Raw genomic sequence first — 23611 nt, forward strand, 5'->3', positions numbered from 1 at the left:
GTGCAGCCGGGGCCGGGGGGACCGTCCGGTGGTCTCGACAGCCGTCGCCCCATCCGATTCGCTCCCAGGTGGAAACGGGAAACGGCCCTGTTCGCCTTGTTCCGCCGTGCCACCCGGCGCACGCTGACACGCAACGCTCGCCGGCTGCCCGGACGGACGGATACGGAGGATGGAATGCTTCCGCAGCAGCCCCATGCGTTCGGACAGGAACTCCGCAGACGCCGCCTGGCAGCGGATCTTTCGCTGGACCAGCTGGGCCGACGGGTCCACTACAGCAAAGGACAGCTGAGCAAGGTGGAGCGGGGCCTCAAGCCCCCGACTCCGCAGCTCGCACGGCTCTGCGACGAAGAACTCGGTGCGCTGGGAGCGCTGGCCGGCCTCGTTCCGGTGGCCGCGCCGGCGGGCGATGTTCCTCCTACCAGTCATGAGGGTGAGGTGTGGTTGATGCATCTGGACAAGGACGGGTCCGGCTCGTTCCAGCCGATCGGCCGCCGCCGGGTGATCGGCGCCGGCGCGGCCTCGGTCCTGGGGATCGGGATGGGCGGGATGCACGTCACGACGGAGACCGGGGCCATGACGCTGGTCGACGCGTCACGGACGCTGTTCGGCCAGTACCGGCGGCTCGGCCAGGTGTCGGGTCCCGGCGCGTTATTACCGCAGCTGATTTCCCAGACCCACAGCCTGCAGCAGCTGGCGGCTCGTAGCGGCACACGCACCCGTCAGGCGCTTCTGGTACTCGCGTCCCGGTTCGCCGAGTACACGGGCTGGATGGCCCAGGAATCGGGGAACGACACGGCCGCGCTGTGGTGGACCGACCGTGCCGTGGAACTCGCGGACTCCGGCAACGACCACAGTCTGACCGCGTACGCGTCGGCCCGTCGTGCGCTGATCAGCCTCTTCCGCGGAGATACGGACGGGGCCATCGGGCTGGCCTCGCAAGCACTCGACAGTCCCGCGCCGCCGCGGATCAGGGGCCTGGCCGCGCAGAAGCTGGCGCAGAGCCAAGCCGTCAACGGCGACTACGACGCCTGTATGCGCAGCCTGGACCGGTCCCGGGAGCTCCTCGCGCTCGCACACCGCGACCCGCGGGAACCGGTCATCGGCGCTTCCCACCTGCCCGACGTGGCGGCGATGTTCACCGGCTGGTGCCTCTACGAACTGGGACGGCCGCGGAAAGCCGCGGAGATCCTCGGGAGGGAGACCGCCCGGCTTCCCGCGCACGCCCTGCGGACCCGCTCCCGGTACGAACTCCGGCGCGCGCTCGCGTATGCGGCGGCGGGCGAGATCGAACTCGCCTGCCAGGTGGCCCGAGGCCTGCTCCCCACCATCTGTGTCGTCCAATCCGCGACGATCACCGCCGACCTGCGACGGTTGGCGCGCACGCTGGGGCGCCACCACCGCAACGCCTCCGTCCGGGAACTCAGCCCGGAACTCTCCACAGCGCTGGCTGCGGCCTCCCACTAGGCGCCGCCCGCGTCCGCGCGGCAGGCCGCGATCCACCCAACTCACCCGACCGCATCAGGAAGGTCACTCAGCCATGCACGAAATCTTTGTCAACTACCGCACCGGCGACGGCAAGGAATCCGCGCAGCGTCTTGCCGAAGCGCTGAATGAACGCTTCGGCGGGAACAGCACCTTCCTCGCCGAGAGGTCGATCCCCCCGGGATCGAAATTCAGCCAGGTCATGCTCGGCGCCGTCCGGCGCAGCTGTGTCCTCCTCGTTCTGATAGGCGAGCGCTGGCTGGACGCCCCCGACCGGCAGCAACCGGAGCGGCGGGCCCTGGACAACGAGGACGACTGGGTACGCCGTGAGATCGAGGAAGCGCTCGACTGCGGGGTCCTGGTCGTACCGCTGCTGCTGGGCCGGCGCGTGGAGCAGCTCGACCCGAAGTCCCTGCCGCCCTCCCTGGCGGAGCTCGCGGAGTGCCAGTACGAGCGGCTGTGGTGGCGGGACGGTCGGACAGATGTCGCGCGGCTCGGTGACCGTCTGGTGGCGCAGGTTGCCGAGTTGGCTTCCTTGGACACGGCGAAGCCTTCCGCTGAGCGCGCCCGCCAGGGATCGCGGCACGAGCCCGACCCGTCGGTGCGCAACGAGGGACAGCGTGGTGGTATCGGAGCCGTGCGCGGCACCGTCGGTACCTTCGTCAACGAGTCCAACGCGCCGATGCACACCGGAACCGGAGATCAGATCGGCACCGGCGGCACGAAGATCAACGGCGACGGAACGACACAGGTCTCCGGCGACCACGCCCACGTACCGATCAGCCATCGGTTCGGCTCGTCCCCCCGGTACCGGGACGGCGAACGATGACCGAACGCGTCGAGGGCCACTTCGGCTCCTACGTCCACCAGGCGCACGCCCCGCTGAGCACCGGGGACGGCCCCCAGTTCAACTTCTATCTGCGGGAAGCCGTATCCCGCCTGGCCGACAGGGCGAGGACGTCCCTCGCCATCGCGTATGACGACCGCCACTGGCTCTACCAGCGCTTCGTCTACCCGTCCGGTTTCCGCAACGCGCGAAATCTGCTGCGCGACCACGGCACCGTCCTGATCACCGGACAGCCCGGCAGCGGCCGACGGGCCGCCGCACTGATGCTGCTGCACGAACTCTCCGAGGGGGCGGGCAGTTTTCACGAACTTCCCGACACTCAGGACGACACCGCCGACCGGGCTCTGGACACCGCACTGATCGGCGAGCACGACCGGATGCTGCTGGATCTGTCGAGCAGCGACGCCGAACGGTACAACGCCGTGCAGGCCGAGCTCTCCGACTTCCGGTCCGTGGTGGAGGCCCGTTCCGCGCGTCTCGTGGTCGTCCTGCCCCAGCAGTTCGACTATCTCCGACGCCAGGAGCTGCGCTGGCTCACCACCGAGATCGACCGTCCGGAGGGCAGGAGGCTGCTGGTGCGGTACCTGCGCAAGGACGGCATCCGCCCGGGTCCGGACGATCTCAGCACGCCACAGCTCACCCAGTACACGGCAGGCGCTGCGATGCGGGACCTCGCCGAACTCGCCGGCCTGATCCGGCGCGCGCGGGATGCCGGAGGCTCGGGCGGCGACTTCCGCCACTGGTGTGACCGGGCGTTGGCTGAGCGGGCCGACAGCCGCAGGCCTCAAGTCGCCGATTTCATCGCCGACCTAACCGGCCGCCAGCGCGCCCTGGCTCTGACCCTGGCGATGTTCCACGGTTGCGCCCCCGCCATCGTGCTGCGGGCGGCCAACTCCCTGCAGGACCTTCTCGGGCATCCCGGTGACGACCGTCCCCGCCTCGACCACACTGACCTCACAGCGGAATTCAAGGTTGTCAAAGCCGGTACCGACAAGGACGGCGGAGTCCGCTTCCTCACCATGGGATTCGACGCGGCCATACGCGCCCATTTCTGGACGTACTTGTCCGATCTGCGCCAGCGTTTCCGCGAGTGGGTGCGCGACTGCGTCACCTGGCACGACCTTCCGCAACGGAACCGGACCGAGTTGATCCGCTGGTTCGCGGAACAGTGCCTGGCCAGTGGGCGCCCCTACGACCTGTGGTGGCTGGCCGAGCAGTGGGGCGGGCGCCACGCCGGGCGGCTGCTGGCCGACATCTGCCAAGCCCTGACAGAAGGTCTCAACAGCGACGCGTTCGGCCGCGCGTTCCGGCAGAAGATCTACGAGTGGTCCCTCACACCGGGGCTGCCCAAGGATCTGCGCCAAGCACTCGTCCTCGTCTGCGCCCAGGTGATGGCCGTGCGGCACCCGGACCAGGCGTTGGTGCGCCTGCATCACCTGGCCCGGGCCGCCGGCTCCGACGACCGCGCCGCCTCCGAAGCACTGCTCGCCCTCGTGCGCAAAGGCCGTCGGCTCTTCCGCATGCTGCTCGGCCGCCTGGAGCCGGAACGGTGGCCGACCGACGCGGCGATCCTGCTGGCCATGGCTTCGGTGGCTTCCCGTACCCGCGCTCTGTTCACCAGCCCGACGGTTCGGGAACGGTTGACCGATGGCTGGGCCTCGGTGCTGCGTCACCGCTCCTATGAGGAGTGGCGCGATCCGCTGGCGGACTGGCTGACGGCGGCACTGGACGCCGGCCCGTACCAGGAACACCTACTCGCTGTCGTGGTCGAAGCCGCCGCACGGAATTCCGGCAGCCTCGCCCGCCTGCACACCGTCGCCCGTGACTGGGTCCCGGCCGTCCCCGCCGAAGCGGGGGAACGCCGAGCGCTGTTCGCCGTGCTCGAACGCCGGATCGACGCCGCGCACGGTATCGCGCCCACCGTTCCCAGCCTGTGACCGGCTCGGCACCGGGAGATCGCCATGAGTTCCGGCTACAAGACCGCCACGGTCTTCCTCACCGTCATCTGTGCTTTGCTCCTGGTCATCGCGGGTCTGAGCCTGCGGTGGCCCACCTGGGCCTGGTCACTGTCGACAGCCGTGCTGATCACCGGGGCGGCCACGGCCTTCTGGTTCGATTCCCGGCGCCCGGCGCACGGAGCCTGGGAACATCCCGCCCACCCCGACCTGCCGGTCCCACCGGTCGAACGCTGGGAACGCACGGTGGCGGGGGTGGCCCTCCCCAGCTCCGTCCCGGACTACGACTTCCTGTTCTCCGCCACGATCCGCTGGCGTCCGCTCGGTGCCGCGGTGGACGCTCCTCGGGTGAACGCGGGCGGGCTGGCGGTCGACGCCGTCCTCGCCCGGGCACGTGACATCACCGCGCGGCAGAACCCGCACCACAGCACCTTGGCCCAGCACCAGCTCGACGGAGCCCTGGGCACCATGGAGCCCGACGTGACGGCCCGGGTCGAGGCCATGGCCGAGAACGTCACGCTGCAGCTTTCCGACGCGGACCGGGAGCGCCTCACCAAACTCTCGACCGTCCGCAAGGACGAGGATGTCTGGGAGCACGAACGCAACTACGAGCGCAGCAAGCGCGCCTACCTGGGCACCGAAGTGCTGAAGGACACCGGCAGCGCCGTGGTCTGGTGGATGGCCAAACACGACGACCGGATCGAGAAGACGGTGGACCTGATAGGCCCACTGGCACAGCTTTCCTCTGCCGCCAACAACCGAGAGGTACCGGAACTGTTCCGGCATCTGATTGCGAGCCCCGACGCGTCCGACAGCCCTTCGTTCACTCCGCACGGGGCGCCGATGGACGGCAGCACCGCGTCTCGCGACGCAGGACTTTCGTCGTTCCTCGGCCCGGACGGGCAGCCGTTCCACAATGGCGAGGCCCCGGAGAAGCCGGACGTTCCCACCGTTCTGGAGTCGTTCATGGATGACGCCGGGCTCGCCCGCGACGAGCACATACGGGCCCTCTGTGCCCGTCGGATCGCGGATTACCTGGCCGTCGAGGGGTGCGACGAAGCCGCGTCGGCCATCCGCCGGCATTTCGACTCCCCCGAATCCACCAGTGATTCCGGCGAGGAGACATCGGATGAGCCGGATGGCGCCGATTCCACAGCACCCGAGGACCGGTGACGCGGCCCGGGTGAAAATGGCGCGGGTGGCGCGAATGCCGTCTGCGTGCCCCGTCGAAGCAGCAGATCGGTCTACACGCGAAAAAGCCCGCCCCGAAAGGGGCGGGCTTCTTGCTGTGCGACGCGAGCTCTACAACCCCGCAGCCGTCTTCAGCGCCTCCACCCGATCCGTCCGCTCCCAGGTGAAGTCCTCCAGCTCGCGGCCGAAGTGGCCGTAAGCGGCGGTCTGGGAGTAGATGGGGCGCAGGAGGTCGAGGTCGCGGATGATGGCGGCCGGGCGGAGGTCGAAGACCTCGGCGATGGCGGTTTCGATCTTGTCGACGTCGACGGTGGCGGTGCCGAAGGTCTCGACGAACAGGCCGACCGGCTCGGCCTTGCCGATGGCGTAGGCGACCTGGACCTCGCAGCGGGCGGCCAGCCCGGCCGCCACGACGTTCTTGGCGACCCAGCGCATGGCGTAGGCGGCCGAGCGGTCGACCTTGGACGGGTCCTTGCCGGAGAAGGCGCCGCCGCCGTGGCGGGACATGCCGCCGTAGGTGTCGATGATGATCTTGCGGCCGGTCAGGCCGGCGTCGCCCATCGGGCCGCCGATCTCGAAGCGGCCGGTGGGGTTGACCAGCAGGCGGTAGCCGTCGGTGTCCAGCTTGATGCCGTCCTCGACGAGCTGGTTGAGGACGTGCTCGACGACGAATTCGCGGATGTCGGGCGCCAGGAGGGAGTCCAGGTCGATGTCCGACGCGTGCTGCGAGGAGACGACGACCGTGTCGAGGCGGACGGCCTTGTGGCCGTCGTACTCGATGGTGACCTGGGTCTTGCCGTCGGGGCGCAGGTACGGGATGGTGCCGTTCTTGCGGACCTCGGACAGGCGCTTCGACAGGCGGTGCGCGAGGTGGATCGGGAGCGGCATCAGCTCCGGGGTCTCGTCGCAGGCGTAGCCGAACATCAGGCCCTGGTCGCCGGCGCCCTGCTTGTCCAGCTCGTCCTCGTCGCCCTCGACGCGCTTCTCGTAGGCGGTGTCGACGCCCTGGGCGATGTCCGGGGACTGCGCGCCGATGGAGACCGAGACGCCGCAGGAGGCGCCGTCGAAGCCCTTCTTCGACGAGTCGTAGCCGATTTCGAGGATCTTGTTGCGCACGAGGTTGGGGATGTCGGCGTACGCCTTCGTCGTCACCTCGCCGGCCACGTGGACCAGGCCGGTGGTGATCAACGTCTCGACGGCGACCCGGGAGGCCGGGTCCTCCTTCAGGAGGGCGTCGAGAATGGTGTCGCTGATCTGGTCAGCGATCTTGTCGGGGTGACCCTCGGTCACGGACTCCGAGGTGAACAGGCGGCGGGACACATCGCTCCCTGGGGTTGCAGCGGCTGCTGGCTGATCATTGGCGGAAGGGCCGAGAGCTGCGCTCGGCACGATCCGCGGCCAGTTTATCGGTCATGAGAGGCGTTCGGGCACGCAGTCTCGATTTATGGACCCGCCGTGACCTGGGACACCGTGCCGGGGAGAGGAAGATCTCGTTCCGGCGGAAGCCAGGGCGGCGGGTCTCGATCAAGAGGTAGGAGGGGTGGAAGGGAACTGCGGGGCGGTCAGGCGAGGGGCCACGAGGTCCCAGACCGTGTCGGCGAGGGCCTCCTTCGGTCCGTACGGTACGGGTGTCTCGGCGCCGTCGGCGGCCAGGATCACCGCCTCGTTCTGTGCCGAGCCGAACGCCTTGTGGTCGCCGACCTCGTTGACGACCAGCAGATCACAACCCTTTCGAGTGAGTTTCGAGCGTCCGTTGGCGAGGACGTCGTCGGTCTCGGCGGCGAAACCGACGATCACCTGGCCGGGGCGGGGGCGGTCCGCGGAGATCTCGGCGAGAATGTCCGGATTACGGACGAGGGCCACCGGCTCGGGCTCCTGGCCGTCCTTTTTCTTGATCTTGCCGGTGGCGTACGCGGCGGGGCGGAAGTCGGCCACGGCGGCCGCCATCACCACCGCGTCGGCGTCCGCCGCCGCCTTCAGCACGGCCTCGCGCAGCTGGACGGCCGTACCGATGTGCACCACGTCCACCCCGGCCGGATCGGGCAGCTCGCTGTTGCCGGCGACGAGGGTGACGCGGGCGCCGCGGGCCACGGCGGTGCGGGCGAGCGCGTACCCCTGTTTGCCGGAGGAGCGGTTGCCCAGGAAGCGGACCGGGTCGAGGGGCTCGCGGGTGCCGCCGGCGCTGATGACGACGTGCCGCCCGGCGAGGTCCTGGACGAGCCCCAGCGGGCCGCGGGCCAGGACGCGGCGGCAGGTCTCGAAGATCTCGGCGGGGTCGGGGAAGCGGCCCTTGCCGGTGTCCACGCCGGTCAGCCGCCCGACGGCGGGCTCGATGACGACGGCGCCGCGGCGGCGCAGCGTGGCGACGTTCTCCTGGGTGGCGGGGTGCTCCCACATCTCGGTGTGCATCGCCGGGGCGAAGATCACCGGACAGCGCGCGGTGAGGAGGGTGTTGGTCAGCAGGTCGTCGGCGAGGCCGTGGGCGGCCTTGGCCAGCATGTCGGCCGTACAGGGGGCCACCACGACCAGGTCGGCGGACTGGCCGATGCGGACGTGCGGGACCTCGTGGACCGACTCCCACACCTCGGTGGAGGCCGGGTTGCCGGACAGCGCGGCCCAGGTGGCCTCGCCGACGAAGTGCAGGGACGCCGCGGTCGGCACGACCCGGACGTCGTGCCCGGACTCGGTGAGCCGGCGCAGCAGCTCGCACGCCTTGTACGCGGCGATGCCGCCGCTGACCCCGAGGACGACCCGGGGCCGGCGCGCCGGACCGCTGTCCGCCGCCTCGGCCCGGACTGCCGTCCCGGCCCGTACCGCGGCCTCGGCTCCGTCCGCCGTCCCGGCGGCCCGCTGCGGCTGTGTCGGCTTGCCCATCGCGTTCTCTCCCCACTCCGTGGGTTCCGCCCCTGGTGGGGTGCGGACCCGGTCGGCCAGGTCGGCCCGGTCGTTACTCCCCCATGACACACCAAGGGCCCGGCAGCGGCGCTGCCGGGCCCTTGGTCAAGGCGCCGTGCCGGGGTCCTCGGGACACCGGGACGCCCGGTTGCTCACTGAGCCGGGCCCTCGACGGCCTCGGAGGTCAGCAGGCCCGCGTTGATCTCGCGGAGCGCGATCGACAGGGGCTTCTCGTGGACGTGGGTGTCGACCAGCGGGCCGACGTACTCCAGCAGGCCCTCGCCGAGCTGCGAGTAGTACGCGTTGATCTGACGGGCGCGCTTGGCGGCGTAGATCACGAGGCTGTACTTCGAGTCGGTGGCCTCGAGAAGCTCATCAATCGGCGGGTTGATGATGCCCTCGGGCGCGGTGATGGAAGAGGACACTCTCTGCCTTCCGAAGGGGGGTGTAAACAGGTGTAAAGATCAAAGAACCTTCATCAAGGCTAGCAGCTCACGGCTGACGTCCTCGACGGAGGTGTTGACCAGGGTTTCGTCGAACTCGGCCTCGGCGGCCAGCTCGACCTTGGCGGCCGTCAGGCGGCGCTCGATGACCTCGGGCGCCTCGGTGCCGCGGCCGGTGAGCCGGCGGACCAGCTCCTCCCAGCTCGGCGGGGCCAGGAAGACCAGCTGGGCTTCCTTCATGGACTCGCGCACCTGCCGGGCGCCCTGGAGGTCGATCTCCAGCAGGACCGGCTCCCCGGCCTCCAGGCGGTCCTGGACGGCCTTGCGGGGGGTGCCGTAGCGGTTGCCCGCGAATTCGGCCCATTCCAGCAGTTCGCCGTTGGCGACGAGCTTGTCGAATTCCTCGTCGTCCACGAAGAAGTACTGGACGCCGTGCCGCTCCCCGGGGCGCGGCTTGCGCGTGGTGGCCGACACCGAGAGCCAGACCTCGGGGTGGACCTTGCGCATATGGGCGACGACCGTGCTCTTGCCGACCCCGGAGGGGCCGGAGAGCACGGTCAGCCGCGGACGGGCGTCCGGGGATACGGGGGACGTCCCCCGGGGTGTTGCAGCCATATGGCGATTATTCCAGTTCCCCGGCGCTGCCAGGAAACTCAGCCGGCTTTCTCGCCGAACTCGCGCTCCAGGGCGGCGATCTGGTTCGTGCCCAGACCGCGGACCCGGCGGCTCTCGGAGATGCCCAGCCGCTCCATGAGCTGCTTGGCGCGGACCTTGCCGACGCCGGGCAGGGACTCAAGGAGGGCGGAGACCTTCATCTTGCCGATGACGTCGTTCTCCTGGCCCTGCTTGATGACGTCATGAAGGGAGGCGCCGGCATTTTTGAGCCGATTCTTGACCTCGGCGCGCTCCCGGCGAGCCGCGGCGGCCTTCTCGAGCGCGGCTGCGCGCTGTTCAGGGGTAAGGGGCGGAAGAGCCACGCCTACGTCACCTCGGATGTCGAACTGTCGGATACGGACCGGTGTGGAACCTAGTCGCCCCGCACCTGCGGGGCAACGAGCAACGCGCTTACGTGCACTGCTCTCGTCGGAGACTAGCGGCCAAGGCGCCCGGAGTCAGCGAGAACAAGCGAAAAGTCCTGGTCAGACTCTGCTGACCAGGACATATCGGGACTAAAGTCCCCGCCGTTCGACCGCTGTCCGCACCTCGTCGGCACATCGGAGGGCTGCCTCGCGAAGTGCGGCGACGTCCGGACCGTGCCGCAGCACCCCCCGGCTGACGTTCGGCACGACGTCCCGGACCGCGTCCCCGAAGACCCGCGGGAGGTCCGCGGGGGTGGCGCCCTGGGCTCCGATGCCGGGTGCGAGCAACGGCCCGCCGATGTTCAGGTCGTACGCGGACAGGTCGCCGAGCGTGGCGCCGACGACGGCCCCGTACGAGCCCAGCCCGCCCCGGGCGGCGGCCTCGGCATTCGCGGCCTTCAGGTGGCCGAGCACGGTCGCGGCGACGCTGCGGCCGTCGGCCCGTACTGCGTGCTGGACCTCCTGCCCCTCGGGGTTCGAGGTCAGCGCGAGGACGAACAGGCCGCAGCCGTTCTCCCGGGCCAGGTCGACGGCCGGGGCGAGCGACCCGAAGCCCAGGTACGGGCTGACCGTGACCGCGTCCGAGAACAGCGGCGAGGCCGGGTCCAGGTAGGTGGCGGCGTACGCGGCCATGGTGGAACCGATGTCGCCGCGCTTGGCGTCCATCAGGACCAGGGCACCGGCCTCCCGGGCCGCCGCGACGGTCTCCTCCAGGACGGCGATGCCGCGCGAGCCGAAGCGCTCGAAGAAGGCCGACTGCGGCTTGAGGACGGCGACGCGGTCGGCCAGCGCCTCGACGACGGTGCGCGAGAAGGCCGCCAGGCCCGCCACGTCGTCGCTCAGGCCCCAGTCGGCCAGCAGCGAGGCGTGCGGGTCGATGCCGACGCAGAGCGGGCCGCGGGCGTCCATGGCGGCCCGCAGGCGGGCGCCGAAGGGTTCGGGGCTCACGAGGGGGCTCATCGGGAGGTCACCTTCCGGTGCTCGGCGCCGACCGCGTCGGCGAGGGTGGCGTACGGGCTGTTGCGCAGGCGTGCGGCGAGGCCCTTGTGGATGGCGCGGGCGTAGAACGGGCCCTCGTAGATGAAGGCGCTGTAGCCCTGCACCAGGGTGGCGCCGGCGAGAATGCGCTGCCAGGCGTCCTCGGCGGTCGCGATGCCGCCCACGCCGATCAGGGTGACCCGGTCGCCGACGCGGGCGTACAGGCGCCGCAGCACCTCCAGGGAGCGTTCCTTGACCGGTGCTCCGGACAGGCCGCCGGTCTCCTGGACCAGGGCCGGGTCGGAGACCAGGCCCAGGCTCTCCCGGGCGATGGTGGTGTTGGTGGCGATGATGCCGTCCAGGTCCAGTTCCACGGCGAGGTCGGCGACCGCGTCCACGTCCTCGTCGGCGAGGTCCGGCGCGATCTTGACCAGCAGCGGGACGCGCCGCCCGGTGACGGTGCGGTCGGCGGCCTCGCGGACCGCACTGAGCAGCGGGCGCAGGTGGTCGACGGCCTGGAGGTTGCGCAGGCCGGGGGTGTTCGGCGAGGAGACGTTGACGACCAGGTAGTCGGCGTGCGCGGCCAGCCGCTCCGTGGAGGACACGTAGTCGGCGATCGCCCGGTCCTCGGGGACGACCTTGGTCTTGCCGATGTTGACGCCCAGCGTCGTGCGGAAGACCGGGTTGCGGGCGGCCAGGCGGGCCGCCACGGCCGCCGAGCCGTCGTTGTTGAAGCCCATGCGGTTGATCAGCGCGCGGTCCGGTACGAGGCGGAAGAGGCGCTTCTTGGGGTTGCCGGGCTGCGGCTCGGCGGTGACCGTGCCGATCTCGACGTGGTCGAAGCCGAGCATGGCCATGCCGTCGATGGCGACGGCGTTCTTGTCGAAGCCGGCGGCCAGCCCGAAGGGGCCATGCATGCGGCGGCCCAGGGCCTCGACGCGCAGCTCCTCGTAGCGGGGGGCCAGGACGGCCGCGGCGAAGGTGCGCAGCACCGGGATGCGCGCGGCCAGCCGGATCCAGCGGAAGGCCAGGTGGTGGGCCTTCTCGGGGTCCATGCGCCGGAAGATCAGGTTGAAGAACAGGGAGTACACGAGCGGGCGGGGCCTTCCGCGGGTCGAGGAGGTCGGGGGGAACGGGCTCATGAAGAGGGGGACACCGCGGACGGTGTCCCCCTCGGGGCCCTTACTCCTCGCGGGCCGCGGTCAGCTGCCGCGCGTGTTCCTGGAGGGAGCGCACGCCCACGTCGCCGCGGGACATCGCCTCGATGCCCTGGACCGCGGCGGCCAGCGCCTGGACCGTGGTCAGGCAGGGCACGGCGCGGGCGACGGCGGCGGTGCGGATGTCGTAGCCGTCGAGCCGGCCGCCGGTGCCGTACGGCGTGTTGACGATGAGGTCGACCTCGCCGTCGTGGATGAGCTGGACGATGGTCTTCTCGCCGTTGGGGCCCTCGCCCTCGCTCTTCTTGCGTACGACGGTGGCGTTGATGCCGTTGCGCTTGAGGACCTCGGCGGTGCCGGAGGTGGCCAGCAGCTCGAAGCCGTGGGCGACCAGCTCCCGCGCCGGGAAGATCATCGCGCGCTTGTCGCGGTTGGCGACCGAGACGAACGCCCGGCCCTTGGTGGGCAGCGCGCCGTACGCGCCGGACTGCGACTTGGCGTACGCCGTGCCGAAGACCGAGTCGATGCCCATGACCTCGCCGGTGGAGCGCATCTCGGGGCCCAGCACGGTGTCCACGCCCTGCCCGGAGACGTCGCGGAACCGCGACCAGGGCATGACGGCCTCCTTGACGGAGATCGGCGAGTCCAGCGGCAGCGTGCCGCCGTCGCCGCTCTTCGGCAGCATGCCCTCGGCGCGCAGCTCGGCGACGGTGGCGCCCAGCGAGATCCGGGCGGCGGCCTTGGCCAGCGGTACCGCGGTCGCCTTCGAGGTGAAGGGGACCGTACGGGAGGCGCGCGGGTTGGCCTCCAGCACGTACAGGATGTCGCCCGCCATCGCGAACTGGATGTTGATCAGTCCGCGGACGCCGACGCCCTTGGCGATGGCCTCGGTGGAGGCGCGCAGCCGCTTGATGTCATAGCCGCCGAGGGTGATGGGCGGCAGCGCGCAGGCGGAGTCGCCGGAGTGGATGCCGGCTTCCTCGATGTGCTCCATGACGCCGCCGAGGTAGAGCTCGTGGCCGTCGTAGAGGGCGTCCACGTCGATCTCGATGGCGTCGTCCAGGAAGCGGTCGATGAGGACCGGGTGCTGGTCGATCAGGCCGGCGTGCCGCTCCAGGTAGGCGGCGAGCGAGGGCTCGTCGTAGACGATCTCCATGCCGCGGCCGCCGAGGACGTAGGACGGCCGGACCATGACCGGGTAGCCGATCTCGGCGGCGATGCCCTTGGCCTCGTCGAAGGAGTAGGCGGTGCCGTACTTGGGGGCGGGCAGGCCCGCCTCGGTCAGCACCTGGCCGAACGCGCCGCGCTCCTCGGCCAGGTCGATGGCCTCCGGCGAGGTGCCGACGATCGGTACGCCGTTGTCCTTGAGCGCCTGCGCCAGGCCCAGCGGGGTCTGGCCGCCGAGCTGGACGACGACGCCGGCGACCGGGCCCGCCTGCTGCTCGGCGTGCACGATCTCCAGCACGTCCTCCAGGGTGAGCGGCTCGAAGTAGAGCCGGTCGGAGGTGTCGTAGTCGGTGGAGACGGTCTCCGGGTTGCAGTTGACCATGACGGTCTCGTAGCCCGCGTCGGACAGCGCGAAGGAGGCGTGGACGCAGGAGTAGTCGAACTCGATGCCCTGGCCGATGCGGTTCGGGCCGGAGCCCAGGATGATCACCGCGGGCTTCTCGCGCGGCGCGACCTCGCTCTCCTCGTCGTAGGACGAGTAGAAGTACGGGGTCTTCGCGGCGAACTCGGCGGCGCAGGTGTCGACCGTCTTGTAGACCGGGCGGACGCCGAGGGCGTGCCGGACCTCGCGGACGACGTCCTCGGTCAGGCCGCGGATCGCGGCGATCTGGCTGTCGGAGAAGCCGTGCCGCTTGGCGTACGCCAGGACCTCGGGGCCGAGCTGGTCGGCGGCCGCGATCTCGTCGGCGATCTCCTTGACCAGGAAGAGCTGGTCGACGAACCACGGGTCGATCTTCGTGGCGTCGAAGACCTCCTCCTGGGTGGCGCCGGCCCGGATCGCCTGCATGACGGTGTTGATCCGGCCGTCGGTGGGGATCTCGGCCTTGACCAGCAGCTCCGCCTTGTCGCCCGGGTCGCCGGTGAAGTCGAACTGGCTGCCCTTCTTCTCCAGGGAGCGCAGCGCCTTGTTGAGCGCCTCGGTGAAGTTGCGGCCGATGGCCATCGCCTCGCCGACCGACTTCATGGTGGTGGTCAGCCGGGCGTCCGCCGCCGGGAACTTCTCGAAGGCGAAGCGCGGGACCTTGACCACGACGTAGTCGAGGGTCGGCTCGAAGGACGCCGGGGTCTGCTCGGTGATGTCGTTGGGGATCTCGTCGAGCGTGTAGCCGACGGCCAGCCGGGCGGCGATCTTCGCGATCGGGAAGCCGGTGGCCTTGGAGGCGAGCGCCGAGGAGCGCGAGACGCGCGGGTTCATCTCGATGACGATGACCCGGCCGTCGACGGGGTTGACGGCGAACTGGATGTTGCAGCCGCCGGTGTCCACGCCGACCTCGCGGATCACGGCGATGCCGATGTCGCGCAGGGTCTGGTACTCGCGGTCGGTGAGCGTCATCGCCGGGGCCACCGTGATCGAGTCACCGGTGTGCACGCCCATCGGGTCGAAGTTCTCGATGGAGCAGACGACCACGACGTTGTCGTTCCGGTCGCGCATCAGCTCCAGCTCGTACTCCTTCCAGCCGAGGATGGACTCCTCCAGGAGCACCTCGGTGGTCGGCGACAGGGTCAGGCCCTGGCCGGCGATACGGCGCAGTTCCTCCTCGTTGTGGGCAAAGCCGGAGCCGGCGCCGCCCATGGTGAAGGAGGGGCGCACGACGACCGGGTAGCCGCCCAGCTCCTCGACGCCCTTCAGGACGTCGTCCATGGAGTGGCAGATGTAGGAGCGCGCGGACTCGCCGTGGCCGATCTTGCGGCGGACCGCCTCGACGACCTCCTTGAACAGGTCGCGGTCCTCGCCCTTGTTGATCGCCTCGACGTTGGCGCCGATCAGCTCGACGCCGTACTGCTCCAGCGTGCCCGCCTCGTGCAGCGAGATCGCGGTGTTCAGCGCGGTCTGGCCGCCCAGGGTGGGCAGCAGGGCGTCCGGGCGCTCCTTGGCGATGATCTTCTCGACGAATTCCGGGGTGATCGGCTCGACGTAGGTGGCGTCGGCGATCTCCGGGTCGGTCATGATCGTGGCCGGGTTGGAGTTGACCAGGATGACCCGCAGGCCCTCGGCCTTCAGGACCCGGCACGCCTGGGTGCCGGAGTAGTCGAACTCGGCTGCCTGGCCGATGACGATCGGGCCGGAGCCGATGACCAGGACGGACTGGATATCGGTGCGCTTAGGCACGCTGGCCCTCCATGAGCTGGACGAAGCGGTCGAACAGGTAGGCCGCGTCGTGCGGGCCCGCGGCGGCCTCGGGGTGGTACTGGACGCTGAAGGCCGGCCGGTCGAGGAGCTGGAGCCCCTCCACCACGTTGTCGTTCAGGCAGACGTGGGAGACCTCGGCGCGTCCGTAAGGGGTCTCGGAGATCTTGTCGAGCGGCGCGTCCACGGCGAAGCCGTGGTTGTGCGCGGTGACCTCGACCTTGCCGGTCGTACGGTCCTGCACCGGCTGGTTGATGCCGCGGTGCCCGTACTTGAGCTTGTACGTGCCGAAGCCCAGCGCGCGGCCGAGGATCTGGTTGCCGAAGCAGATGCCGAACAGCGGCGTACCGCGCTCCAGCACCGCCCGCATGACGGAGACCGGGTGGTCGGCGGTGGCCGGGTCGCCCGGGCCGTTGGAGAAGAACACCCCGTCCGGGTTGACGGCGTACACGTCCTCGGCGCTCGCCGTGGCGGGCAGCACGTGCACCTCGATGCCGCGCTCGGCCATGCGGTACGGGGTCATGCCCTTGATGCCCAGGTCGACCGCGGCGACGGTGAAGCGCTTGGTGCCCTGCGCGGGAACCACGTACGCCTCCTTGGTGGCCACCTCGGCGGACAGGTCGGCGCCCTTCATCTGCGGGGCCGACTGCACCTTGGCGAGCAGCGCCGCCTCGTCGGCGAGGCCGGTGCCGGCCGGGCCGTCGAGCGCCGGGCCGGAGAAGATGCCGACGCGCATCGCGCCGCGCTCGCGCAGGTGGCGGGTGAGCGCGCGGGTGTCGATGCCGCTGATGCCGACGACACCCTGGGCGGCCAGCTCGTCGTCGAGGGTGCGGGCCGAGCGCCAGTTGGACGGGGTGCGGGCGGGGTCGCGTACGACGAAGCCGGAGACCCAGATGCGGGCGGATTCGGGGTCCTCGTCGTTGACGCCCGTGTTGCCGATGTGCGGGGCGGTCATGACGACCACCTGGCGGTGGTACGAGGGGTCGGTCAGGGTCTCCTGGTAGCCGGTCATGCCGGTGGAGAACACCGCTTCGCCGAAGGTCTCCCCCACGGCCCCGTAAGCACGGCCGCGGAAGGTGCGGCCGTCCTCCAGGACGAGTATGGCGGGAGCCTTCACGGCTGCCCCGGTGGAGGTCGTCATCGTGCGCCTTCCGTTTCGGTGGTCTTGCTGTTCTTGCTGGTCAGGTCGGTCAGAGCGGCGACCCAGGCGGTGTGCTCGGCGGCCCGGTCGGACCGGAAGCCGGAGTCGATCTCCGTCTCGCCGTGCGCCCAGGTGATCACCAGCAGGCCGCCCTCCGGGAGGACCTTGCCGGCGATGCCCTTGTCCAGGCGGGCGCCGCGCAGCGCCGCGGCCGGGACGAAGAAGTCCTCGGCGCCGGGCCGTACGACGTCCACGCCGGCGTCGGTCAGGGTCAGCTCGGCACGGCTGCGGGTGCCCAGACCGCGCGCGACGACGCGGTCCAGCCACTGCCCGGCGGTGGTGGAGCCGTGGTAGCGGCCGGTCATCGTCAGCCGCGGCTCGCCGGGGGCCTCGGGGGCGGTGGGCAGCTCGGGCAGGCCGCCCTGGAGCGTGCCGCGCCACTTCCAGCCCTCGCGCATCAGCCAGTAGAGGAGCGCGATGAACAGGAGCAGCCCGACGACCCAGCCGATGCGCGCGGCCCAGTCGGTGACCTCGGCGGACTTCTGTTCCGCGGCCAGTTGGATGAATGAAGGTGTCACGCCAGAGTCCCGTCCACGACCGTTGCCCGGCCCCGCAGGAAGGTGTGGGTCACGCGACCCGGCAGCTCACGGCCCTCGTAGGGCGTGTTGCGGCTGCGGGAGGCGAAGCCCGCGGGGTCCACGGGTCCACGGTATGCCGGATCGACCAGCGTGAGGTTGGCGGGCTCGCCAGGCGAGACGGGGCGGCCGTGGCCCTTGAGACGGCCGATCTCGGCGGGGCGGAACGACATCCGGTCCGCGACACCCGCCCAGTCGAGCAGGCCGGTGTCGACCATGGTGTGCTGGACGACGGACAGCGCCGTCTCCAGGCCGACCATGCCCATGGCGGCCGCGCCCCACTCGCAGTCCTTGTCCTCGTGCGGGTGCGGGGCGTGGTCGGTGGCGACACAGTCGATCGTGCCGTCGGCCAGCGCCTCGCGCAGCGCGAGCACGTCGGCCTCCGTACGCAGCGGCGGGTTCACCTTGTAGACGGGGTTGTAGGAACGTACGAGCTCGTCGGTCAGCAGCAGGTGGTGCGGCGTGACCTCGGCGGTGACGTTCCAGCCCTTGGACTTGGCCCAGCGGACGATCTCGACGGAGCCCGCGGTGGACAGGTGGCAGATGTGCACCCGCGAACCGACGTGGGCGGCGAGCAGCACGTCCCGCGCGATGATCGACTCCTCGGCCACCGCGGGCCAGCCGGCCAGGCCCAGCTCGGCGGAGACGATGCCCTCGTTCATCTGGGCGCCGGCGGTCAGCCGCGGCTCCTGGGCGTGCTGGGCGATCACGCCGTCGAAGGCCTTCACGTACTCCAGCGCGCGCCGCATGATCACCGCGTCGTCCACGCACTTGCCGTCGTCGGAGAAGACCCGTACGCCCGCCGCGGAGTCGTGCATGGCGCCCAGCTCGGCGAGCTGCTTGCCCTCCAGGCCGACCGTCACGGCGCCGACCGGCTGCACGTCGCAGTAGCCGGACTCCTTGCCCAGGCGCCAGACCTGCTCGACCACGCCGGCGGTGTCCGCGACGGGGAAGGTGTTGGCCATGGCGTGTACGGCGGTGAATCCGCCGACGGCGGCGGCCTTGGTGCCGGTCAGGACCGTCTCGGAGTCCTCGCGGCCCGGCTCGCGCAGGTGGGTGTGCAGGTCGACCAGGCCGGGCAGCAGGACCTGGCCCGCGGCCTCGACGACGGTGGCGCCCTCGGCACTGGACACGGTCACGTCCGTGCCGACGGCGATGATGGTGCCGTCGGTGATCAGGACGTCCTGCGCCTCGCCGCCCAGGACCTTCGCCCCGCGGATCAGGGTCTTGCTCATTACTTGCTCTCCTCAATACGCGCGGCAGGGGCGGCAGTGGTCGTGACGGCGGGTTCGTTCCCGCCCAGCAGCAGGTACAGGACGGCCATCCGGATGCTGACCCCGTTGGCGACCTGCTCGACGGCGGTGCAGCGCGGCGAGTCGGCGACCTCGGCGGTGATCTCCATGCCGCGGTTCATCGGGCCGGGGTGCATCACGATGGCGTGGTCGGGCATCCGGCCCATACGGTCGCCGTCGAGGCCGTAGCGCCGGGCGTACTCCCGCTCGGTGGGGAAGAAGGCGGCGTTCATGCGCTCGCGCTGGACGCGCAGCATCATGACCGCATCCGACTTGGTCAGCACCGCGTCGAGGTCGTAGCTGACCTCGCAGGGCCACCGCTCGACGCCGATCGGCACCAGCGTGGGCGGCGCGACCAGCGTCACCTCGGCGCCCAGCGTGGTCAGCAGGTGGACGTTGGAGCGGGCCACCCGGCTGTGCAGGATGTCGCCGACGATGGTGATGTGGCGGCCGGAGAGGTCCTGGCCGGCGCCGTCGGTCAGGTGCCGGCGCATGGTGAAGGCGTCCAGCAGGGCCTGGGTGGGGTGCTCGTGCGTACCGTCGCCGGCGTTGACGACCGAGCCGCCGATCCAGCCGGAGGTGGCCAGGCGGTGCGGGGCGCCGGAGTCGCCGTGCCGGATGACGACGGCGTCCGCGCCCATCGCCTCCAGGGTCAGCGCGGTGTCCTTCAGTGACTCGCCCTTGGAGACGGACGAGCCCTTCGCGGAGAAGTTGATGACGTCCGCCGAGAGCCGCTTCGCGGCGGCCTCGAAGGAGATGCGGGTGCGCGTGGAGTCCTCGAAGAAGAGGTTGACGACGGTGCGTCCGCGCAGCGTGGGGAGCTTCTTGATCGGCCGGTCCGCCACCCGGGCCATCTCCTCGGCGGTGTCGAGGATCAGGACGGCATCGTCGCGGGTGAGGTCGGCGGCCGAGATGAGATGACGCTTCATCCGGTTTTCTCCGTGAGTGATGGAGGTGTACGGGTATGTCCGTCGAGCAGGCACGGGTACGGGCCCGGCGGCACCGGGTCCGTACGGGGGTGTGCTACTGCTCGCCGGCCGGGGCGGTCGGCTTGACGCCGAGCAGCACGGCGTCCCGGCCGTCCTCCTCGGTGAGCTGGACCTTGACCGTCTCCCGCAACGACGTGGGGAGGTTCTTGCCCACATAGTCGGCACGGATCGGCAGCTCGCGGTGGCCGCGGTCGACCAGGACGGCGAGCTGCACGGCGCGTGGGCGGCCGATGTCGTTCAGGGCGTCGAGGGCGGCACGGATCGTACGGCCGGAGAAGAGCACGTCGTCGACGAGGAGGACCACCCGGCCCTCGATGCCGTCACCGGGGATCTCGGTGCGGGCGAGCGCGCGGGCCGGGCCCAGGCGCAGGTCGTCGCGGTACATGGTGATGTCGAGCGAGCCGACCGGGACCGGGCGGCCGGTGATCTCTTCGAGCTTGGCGGCCAGCCGGCGGGCGAGGAAGACGCCGCGGGTGGGGATGCCGAGCAGCACCACGTCGCCGGCGCCCTTGGCGCGTTCGACGATCTCGTGGGCGATGCGGGTGAGCATGCGCGTGATGTCCGGGCCTTCGAGGACCGGACGCGCAGCGTTGGAGCTGGGGGCGTCCATGACGAACGGACCTCCTTCTCCGCCTCACAGGACGGACTTTAAAGGACGTCGGAATTACGCCGTCCACGGTATCAGCACCCGCGGCGTGGTCCGACAACACCCCTTCGGGACCACCGTGTGACTCATTCGGCTTGACGATGCCGAATTACGCTGCGTAACCTCACAGTGAGTTACCAGCGCGCGGCCGCGCCGCACGCCTACACAGCGTCCGGGGAGCTTTATGTCCAGCGAATACGCCAAACAGCTCGGGGCCAAGCTCCGCGCCATCCGCACCCAGCAGGGCCTCTCTCTCCACGGTGTCGAGGAGAAGTCCCAGGGCCGCTGGAAGGCCGTGGTGGTGGGCTCGTACGAGCGCGGCGACCGTGCCGTGACCGTGCAGCGCCTGGCCGAGCTGGCCGACTTCTACGGAGTGCCGGTGCAGGAACTGCTCCCGGGCACGACCCCGGGCGGCGCCGCCGAGCCGCCGCCGAAGCTGGTCCTCGACCTGGAGCGGCTGGCCCACGTCCCCGCCGAGAAGGCCGGCCCCCTGCAGCGCTACGCCGCCACGATCCAGAGCCAGCGCGGCGACTACAACGGCAAGGTCCTCTCGATCCGCCAGGACGACCTGCGGACCCTCGCGGTGATCTACGACCAGTCGCCCTCCGTGCTGACCGAGCAGCTCATCAGCTGGGGCGTGCTGGACGCCGATGCGCGCCGCGCGGTGCAGCACGAGGACATCTGACGGCACCGGCGTCACCTGCAGAAACGTACCGCCGCTCCGGAGGCTTCCGGAGCGGCGGTTTTCTGTCTGCGCCACCTCAAGTGCGGGGCGGCATGCGAAGGGCCCGGAGCGTCCCGCTCCGGGCCCTTTCACGATCCACCGCCGCCTCAGCGCGCCTCGCGCCGCAGGCTCGGCTTCAGTTCCTTCAGACGGGCGAGCAGGCCGTTGACGAAGGCCGGCGACTCGTCCGTGGAGAATTCCTTGGCCAGCTGCACCGCTTCGTCGATGGCCACGGCGTCCGGGGTCTCGTCCACCCAGATCAGCTCGTAGGCGCCGAGCCGCAGGACGTTGCGGTCCACCGTCGGCATCCGGTCCAGCGTCCAGCCGACGGAGTAGGTGCCGAGCAGTTCGTCGATGCGCTCGACGTGCTCCGCGTACCCCTCGACCAGTTGCAGGGTGTACTCGTTGACCGGCGGCTGCCGCGGGTCGGTCCGGGCGTGACGCATCCAGTCCGCCAGCACGGACTGCACGTCGGCACCGCGCTGGTCGGCCTCGAAGAGGATCTGGAAGGCGCGCTTGCGGGCCTTGTTGCGGGCGGCCACGGTTAGCTGTTCACCCGGCCGAGGTACTCACCGGAGCGGGTGTCGACCTTGATCTTCTCGCCGGTCGTGATGAACAGCGGGACCTGGATCTGGTGGTCGGTCTCCAGCGTGGCGGGCTTGGTGCCACCGGTGGAGCGGTCGCCCTGGACGCCGGGCTCGGTCTCCTTGATGGTCAGCTCGACCGCGGCCGGCAGCTCGACGTAGAGCACCGAGCCGTCGTGCTGCGCCACCACGGCCTCGAAGCCTTCGAGCAGGTAGTTGGCGGCGTCACCGACGGTCTTGCGGTCGATGTGCAGCTGGTCGTAGGTGTCCATGTCCATGAAGACGAAGTACTCGCCGTCCATGTACGAGAACTGCATGCCGCGCTTGTCGACGTTGGCCGTCTCGACCTTCACACCGGCGTTGAAGGTCTTGTCCACCACCTTGCCGGACAGCACGTTCTTGAGCTTGGTGCGGACGAAGGCCGGGCCCTTGCCGGGCTTGACGTGCTGGAACTCGACGACGGACCAGAGCTGGCCGCCTTCGAGCTTGAGCACCAGGCCGTTCTTGAGGTCGTTCGTGGAAGCCACGGTTGCGGAATCTCCTGGACTGCAGGTGGTGGGACCCGGAAGAGCACGCTCCGAGCCTGTCAAGGCTCAAAGGGCGAGCAGCTCCTTGGTCGTGATCGTGAGTAGCTCGGGCCCGCCGTCCGCCTCGGGGCGGACGACGAGTGTGTCGTCGATCCGGACGCCGCCGCGGCCCGGGATGTGAACCCCCGGATCGACGGTGACCGGCACGCAAGCGTCCAGTTTACCCATGGCCGCAGGTGACAGCCGAGGGTCCTCGTCGATTTCCAGGCCCACACCGTGTCCGGTGCCCGGCCCGAGCCGCTCCCCGTGCCCCGCGCCGACCAGGACCTGGCGCGCCGCGCGGTCCACCTCACGGCACTCCACACCGGGCGCCAGCGCCTCCCGCCCGGCCCGCTGGGCTGCGAAAACGAGATCGTACAGCTCGATCTGCCAGTCCGCCGGCGTGGTGCCGATGACGAACGTACGGCCGATCTCGCAGCGGTAACCCCGGTAATTCGCACCCAGGTTGACGGAGAGGAAGTCGCCCTCCTCGACGCGCCGGTCGGTGGGCGGATGCCCGGTGCGGCCCGCGTTCGGGCCGGTGCCGACCGAGGTGGGGAAGGCGGGGCCGTCCGCGCCGTGGTCCACGAGGCGGCGCTCCAGTTCCAGCGCCAGGTGCCGTTCCGTACGGCCCACCAGGATCGATTCCAGCAGCTCGCCGAGGGCCTGGTCGGTGATCTCGGCGGCGATCCGCAGGCAGGAGATCTCCTCGTCGTCCTTGACGACCCGCTGCGCCTCGACGGCGCGGGCGAGGTCGGCGAGCCGCAGCCCCGGGGCGACCTGGGCGAGCGCGCGGTGCCGGGCGACGGTCAGATGGTGCTCCTCGACGGCGAGCGAGCCGGCCCCGGCCCGCGCGGCCTCGTCCGCGGCGGCCACGACCGGGTCGCCGTCCCGGGTCGGCAGCTCGGAGATCCGCAGTTCCTCCGTCGGACGCCCCTCCGACGGGTCCCCGCTCAGCGGCCCCCCGGTCAGCAGCAGGTCGTCGGCCGGGCCGAGCAGCAGGGCCGCGCCGGGCGGCGCGCAACCGGTGAGGTAGCGGACGTTGGCGGGACGCGAGATCAGCGCCGCGGCGCTTCCGGCTGCGGCGCAGCGGTCGCGCAGCCGCGTACGCCGGGCCGAGTACAGCTCGGACATGCACCGAGCGTACGGGCCCCGGTCTCCCCCGGCCGGTCGGGCGGGTCCGGGCGGGGGATCGCGGGAGGCTTCCGGCGGGGGTTGCGGGACGCTGTCGGCGGGGGCGCGGGAGGCTCCCGGCGGGTACGGCCGGACACTCCTGGCGGGTACGGCCGGACGCTCCTGGCGGGGGTCGCGGGACGCTCCCGGCGGGGGCGGCCGGAGACTCCTGGCGGGGACCGCGGGACGCTCGCGGCGGGGGGGGCGGCCGGACACTCCCGGCGGAGGGGCCGGACACTCCCGGCGCGGGCCACCGCCCGCTCCCGGCCGGGTGAGCGGAAGCGCGGCCCTATTGGTCAAATCGAACGTGATCGTCCCCCCGGTGGGGGGATACCCGGAGGGGGCGGCGGGAACCACGGGAACCGGGTGTCTTCCGGGAATCCGCGGCTTCGGCAGCGGTACACCGGACGCCGGGCGCCGCTACGGCGAGCCCACGGACCGGACCCGCCCTGCCCCAGCCCGCGGACCCGCCGAGCCGG

At 70.8% G+C, this 23611-nt stretch carries 21 protein-coding genes; 5 read left to right on the top strand and 16 right to left on the bottom strand.

The genetic code is table 11. The features are described 5' to 3' along the window. The first annotated feature begins 174 nt into the window (after positions 1-174). The 4 genes from IH45_RS0107295 (at position 175) to IH45_RS0107310 (ending at position 5457) form a co-directional block, all read left to right on the top strand. Entirely contained in the window at positions 175-1464 is a 1290-nt protein-coding gene (locus IH45_RS0107295; protein ID WP_030663197.1) for a helix-turn-helix domain-containing protein, read from the top strand. A 73-nt stretch (positions 1465-1537) separates the two neighbouring features. After that, a complete protein-coding gene (locus IH45_RS0107300; protein WP_050514605.1) occupies positions 1538-2311 on the top strand; it encodes a toll/interleukin-1 receptor domain-containing protein in 774 nt (257 codons plus the stop codon). Next, complete coding sequence (locus IH45_RS0107305; protein WP_030663204.1) at positions 2308-4266, top strand: nSTAND3 domain-containing NTPase; 1959 nt, start codon at positions 2308-2310, stop codon at positions 4264-4266. The genes IH45_RS0107300 and IH45_RS0107305 overlap by 4 nt, the downstream gene beginning before the upstream one ends. 24 nt (positions 4267-4290) lie before the next feature. Next, entirely contained in the window at positions 4291-5457 is a 1167-nt protein-coding gene (locus tag IH45_RS0107310) for a hypothetical protein (protein WP_050514606.1), read from the top strand. A 129-nt stretch (positions 5458-5586) separates the two neighbouring features. Here IH45_RS0107310 and metK read toward each other — a convergent pair whose 3' ends face one another. The 13 genes from metK to pyrR all read right to left on the bottom strand — a co-directional run bounded on the left by metK (position 5587) and on the right by pyrR (position 20049). Next, positions 5587-6795 carry a methionine adenosyltransferase gene (metK, locus tag IH45_RS0107315; protein ID WP_030663210.1) on the bottom strand — a complete coding sequence of 403 codons (1209 nt, stop codon included), beginning with the start codon at positions 6793-6795 and terminating at the stop codon, positions 5587-5589. A 204-nt stretch (positions 6796-6999) separates the two neighbouring features. Next, positions 7000-8349 carry a bifunctional phosphopantothenoylcysteine decarboxylase/phosphopantothenate--cysteine ligase CoaBC gene (coaBC, locus tag IH45_RS0107320; RefSeq protein WP_234440445.1) on the bottom strand — a complete coding sequence of 450 codons (1350 nt, stop codon included), beginning with the start codon at positions 8347-8349 and terminating at the stop codon, positions 7000-7002. Positions 8350-8522: 173 nt separating this feature from the next. Continuing rightward, on the bottom strand, positions 8523-8795 hold the full coding sequence (gene rpoZ / locus IH45_RS0107325) for a DNA-directed RNA polymerase subunit omega (RefSeq protein ID WP_003982715.1): 273 nt from the start codon (positions 8793-8795) through the stop codon (positions 8523-8525). Positions 8796-8834: 39 nt separating this feature from the next. Further along, positions 8835-9428: a guanylate kinase gene (gene gmk, locus IH45_RS0107330; RefSeq protein ID WP_050514607.1), complete on the bottom strand. Its 594-nt coding sequence runs from the start codon at positions 9426-9428 to the stop codon at positions 8835-8837. A 38-nt stretch (positions 9429-9466) separates the two neighbouring features. Further along, complete coding sequence (locus tag IH45_RS0107335) at positions 9467-9790, bottom strand: integration host factor (protein WP_030663218.1); 324 nt, start codon at positions 9788-9790, stop codon at positions 9467-9469. A 192-nt stretch (positions 9791-9982) separates the two neighbouring features. Then, entirely contained in the window at positions 9983-10852 is an 870-nt protein-coding gene (gene pyrF / locus IH45_RS0107340; RefSeq protein WP_030663222.1) for an orotidine-5'-phosphate decarboxylase, read from the bottom strand. Beyond that, positions 10849-11961, bottom strand: a complete 1113-nt coding sequence (locus IH45_RS0107345) for a quinone-dependent dihydroorotate dehydrogenase (protein ID WP_030663225.1) — start codon at positions 11959-11961, stop codon at positions 10849-10851. Before IH45_RS0107345 ends, pyrF begins: the two co-directional genes overlap by 4 nt. Positions 11962-12052: 91 nt before the next feature. Beyond that, positions 12053-15364, bottom strand: coding sequence for a carbamoyl-phosphate synthase large subunit (gene carB / locus IH45_RS0107350; RefSeq protein WP_030663228.1), 3312 nt, complete (start codon positions 15362-15364; stop codon positions 12053-12055). Beyond that, entirely contained in the window at positions 15357-16523 is a 1167-nt protein-coding gene (gene carA, locus IH45_RS0107355) for a glutamine-hydrolyzing carbamoyl-phosphate synthase small subunit (RefSeq protein ID WP_030663231.1), read from the bottom strand. The genes carB and carA overlap by 8 nt, the downstream gene beginning before the upstream one ends. Then, positions 16520-17101 (bottom strand): PH-like domain-containing protein, encoded by a 582-nt coding sequence (locus IH45_RS0107360; RefSeq protein WP_030663235.1) that lies wholly within the window; start codon positions 17099-17101, stop codon positions 16520-16522. The genes carA and IH45_RS0107360 overlap by 4 nt, the downstream gene beginning before the upstream one ends. Continuing rightward, positions 17098-18393, bottom strand: coding sequence for a dihydroorotase (locus IH45_RS0107365; RefSeq protein WP_030663238.1), 1296 nt, complete (start codon positions 18391-18393; stop codon positions 17098-17100). Before IH45_RS0107365 ends, IH45_RS0107360 begins: the two co-directional genes overlap by 4 nt. Further along, a complete protein-coding gene (locus IH45_RS0107370; protein WP_030663241.1) occupies positions 18393-19379 on the bottom strand; it encodes an aspartate carbamoyltransferase catalytic subunit in 987 nt (328 codons plus the stop codon). Before IH45_RS0107370 ends, IH45_RS0107365 begins: the two co-directional genes overlap by 1 nt. Before the next feature lie 94 nt (positions 19380-19473). Continuing rightward, the gene (gene pyrR, locus IH45_RS0107375; RefSeq protein WP_030663243.1) at positions 19474-20049 is read right to left on the bottom strand and encodes a bifunctional pyr operon transcriptional regulator/uracil phosphoribosyltransferase PyrR; all 576 of its coding nucleotides are present in this window, start codon (positions 20047-20049) and stop codon (positions 19474-19476) included. Between the two features lie 220 nt (positions 20050-20269). Here pyrR and bldD point away from each other — a divergent pair, with 220 nt between their 5' ends. Further along, positions 20270-20770 carry a transcriptional regulator BldD gene (gene bldD / locus IH45_RS0107380; protein WP_003982726.1) on the top strand — a complete coding sequence of 167 codons (501 nt, stop codon included), beginning with the start codon at positions 20270-20272 and terminating at the stop codon, positions 20768-20770. Between the two features lie 146 nt (positions 20771-20916). Here bldD and nusB read toward each other — a convergent pair whose 3' ends face one another. From nusB to IH45_RS0107395, 3 genes are all read right to left on the bottom strand, one after another. Beyond that, positions 20917-21351: a transcription antitermination factor NusB gene (gene nusB / locus IH45_RS0107385; RefSeq protein ID WP_030663245.1), complete on the bottom strand. Its 435-nt coding sequence runs from the start codon at positions 21349-21351 to the stop codon at positions 20917-20919. A gap of 2 nt (positions 21352-21353) precedes the next feature. Then, positions 21354-21920 carry an elongation factor P gene (gene efp, locus IH45_RS0107390; RefSeq protein WP_030663247.1) on the bottom strand — a complete coding sequence of 189 codons (567 nt, stop codon included), beginning with the start codon at positions 21918-21920 and terminating at the stop codon, positions 21354-21356. 66 nt (positions 21921-21986) lie between these two features. Then, positions 21987-23093 carry an aminopeptidase P family protein gene (locus IH45_RS0107395; protein ID WP_030663251.1) on the bottom strand — a complete coding sequence of 369 codons (1107 nt, stop codon included), beginning with the start codon at positions 23091-23093 and terminating at the stop codon, positions 21987-21989. Positions 23094-23611 lie beyond the last annotated feature (518 nt).

This window comes from Streptomyces rimosus subsp. rimosus (genome assembly GCF_000720725.1).
Taxonomy (GTDB): Bacteria; Actinomycetota; Actinomycetes; order Streptomycetales; family Streptomycetaceae; genus Streptomyces; species Streptomyces rimosus_A.

What these genes read in the sequence shown, in the direction of transcription:
- bldD (WP_003982726.1), top strand. Translation starts at nt 20,270, where the DNA reads ATGTCCAGCGAATACGCCAAACAGCTCGGGGCCAAGCTCCGCGCCATC.
- coaBC (WP_234440445.1), bottom strand. Translation starts at nt 8,349, where the DNA reads ATGGGCAAGCCGACACAGCCGCAGCGGGCCGCCGGGACGGCGGACGGA.
- IH45_RS0107365 (WP_030663238.1), bottom strand. Translation starts at nt 18,393, where the DNA reads ATGAGCAAGACCCTGATCCGCGGGGCGAAGGTCCTGGGCGGCGAGGCG.
- IH45_RS0107300 (WP_050514605.1), top strand. Translation starts at nt 1,538, where the DNA reads ATGCACGAAATCTTTGTCAACTACCGCACCGGCGACGGCAAGGAATCC.
- IH45_RS0107370 (WP_030663241.1), bottom strand. Translation starts at nt 19,379, where the DNA reads ATGAAGCGTCATCTCATCTCGGCCGCCGACCTCACCCGCGACGATGCC.
- gmk (WP_050514607.1), bottom strand. Translation starts at nt 9,428, where the DNA reads ATGGCTGCAACACCCCGGGGGACGTCCCCCGTATCCCCGGACGCCCGT.
- carA (WP_030663231.1), bottom strand. Translation starts at nt 16,523, where the DNA reads ATGACGACCTCCACCGGGGCAGCCGTGAAGGCTCCCGCCATACTCGTC.
- IH45_RS0107295 (WP_030663197.1), top strand. Translation starts at nt 175, where the DNA reads ATGCTTCCGCAGCAGCCCCATGCGTTCGGACAGGAACTCCGCAGACGC.
- IH45_RS0107305 (WP_030663204.1), top strand. Translation starts at nt 2,308, where the DNA reads ATGACCGAACGCGTCGAGGGCCACTTCGGCTCCTACGTCCACCAGGCG.
- pyrR (WP_030663243.1), bottom strand. Translation starts at nt 20,049, where the DNA reads ATGGACGCCCCCAGCTCCAACGCTGCGCGTCCGGTCCTCGAAGGCCCG.
- IH45_RS0107310 (WP_050514606.1), top strand. Translation starts at nt 4,291, where the DNA reads ATGAGTTCCGGCTACAAGACCGCCACGGTCTTCCTCACCGTCATCTGT.
- pyrF (WP_030663222.1), bottom strand. Translation starts at nt 10,852, where the DNA reads ATGAGCCCCCTCGTGAGCCCCGAACCCTTCGGCGCCCGCCTGCGGGCC.
- IH45_RS0107395 (WP_030663251.1), bottom strand. Translation starts at nt 23,093, where the DNA reads ATGTCCGAGCTGTACTCGGCCCGGCGTACGCGGCTGCGCGACCGCTGC.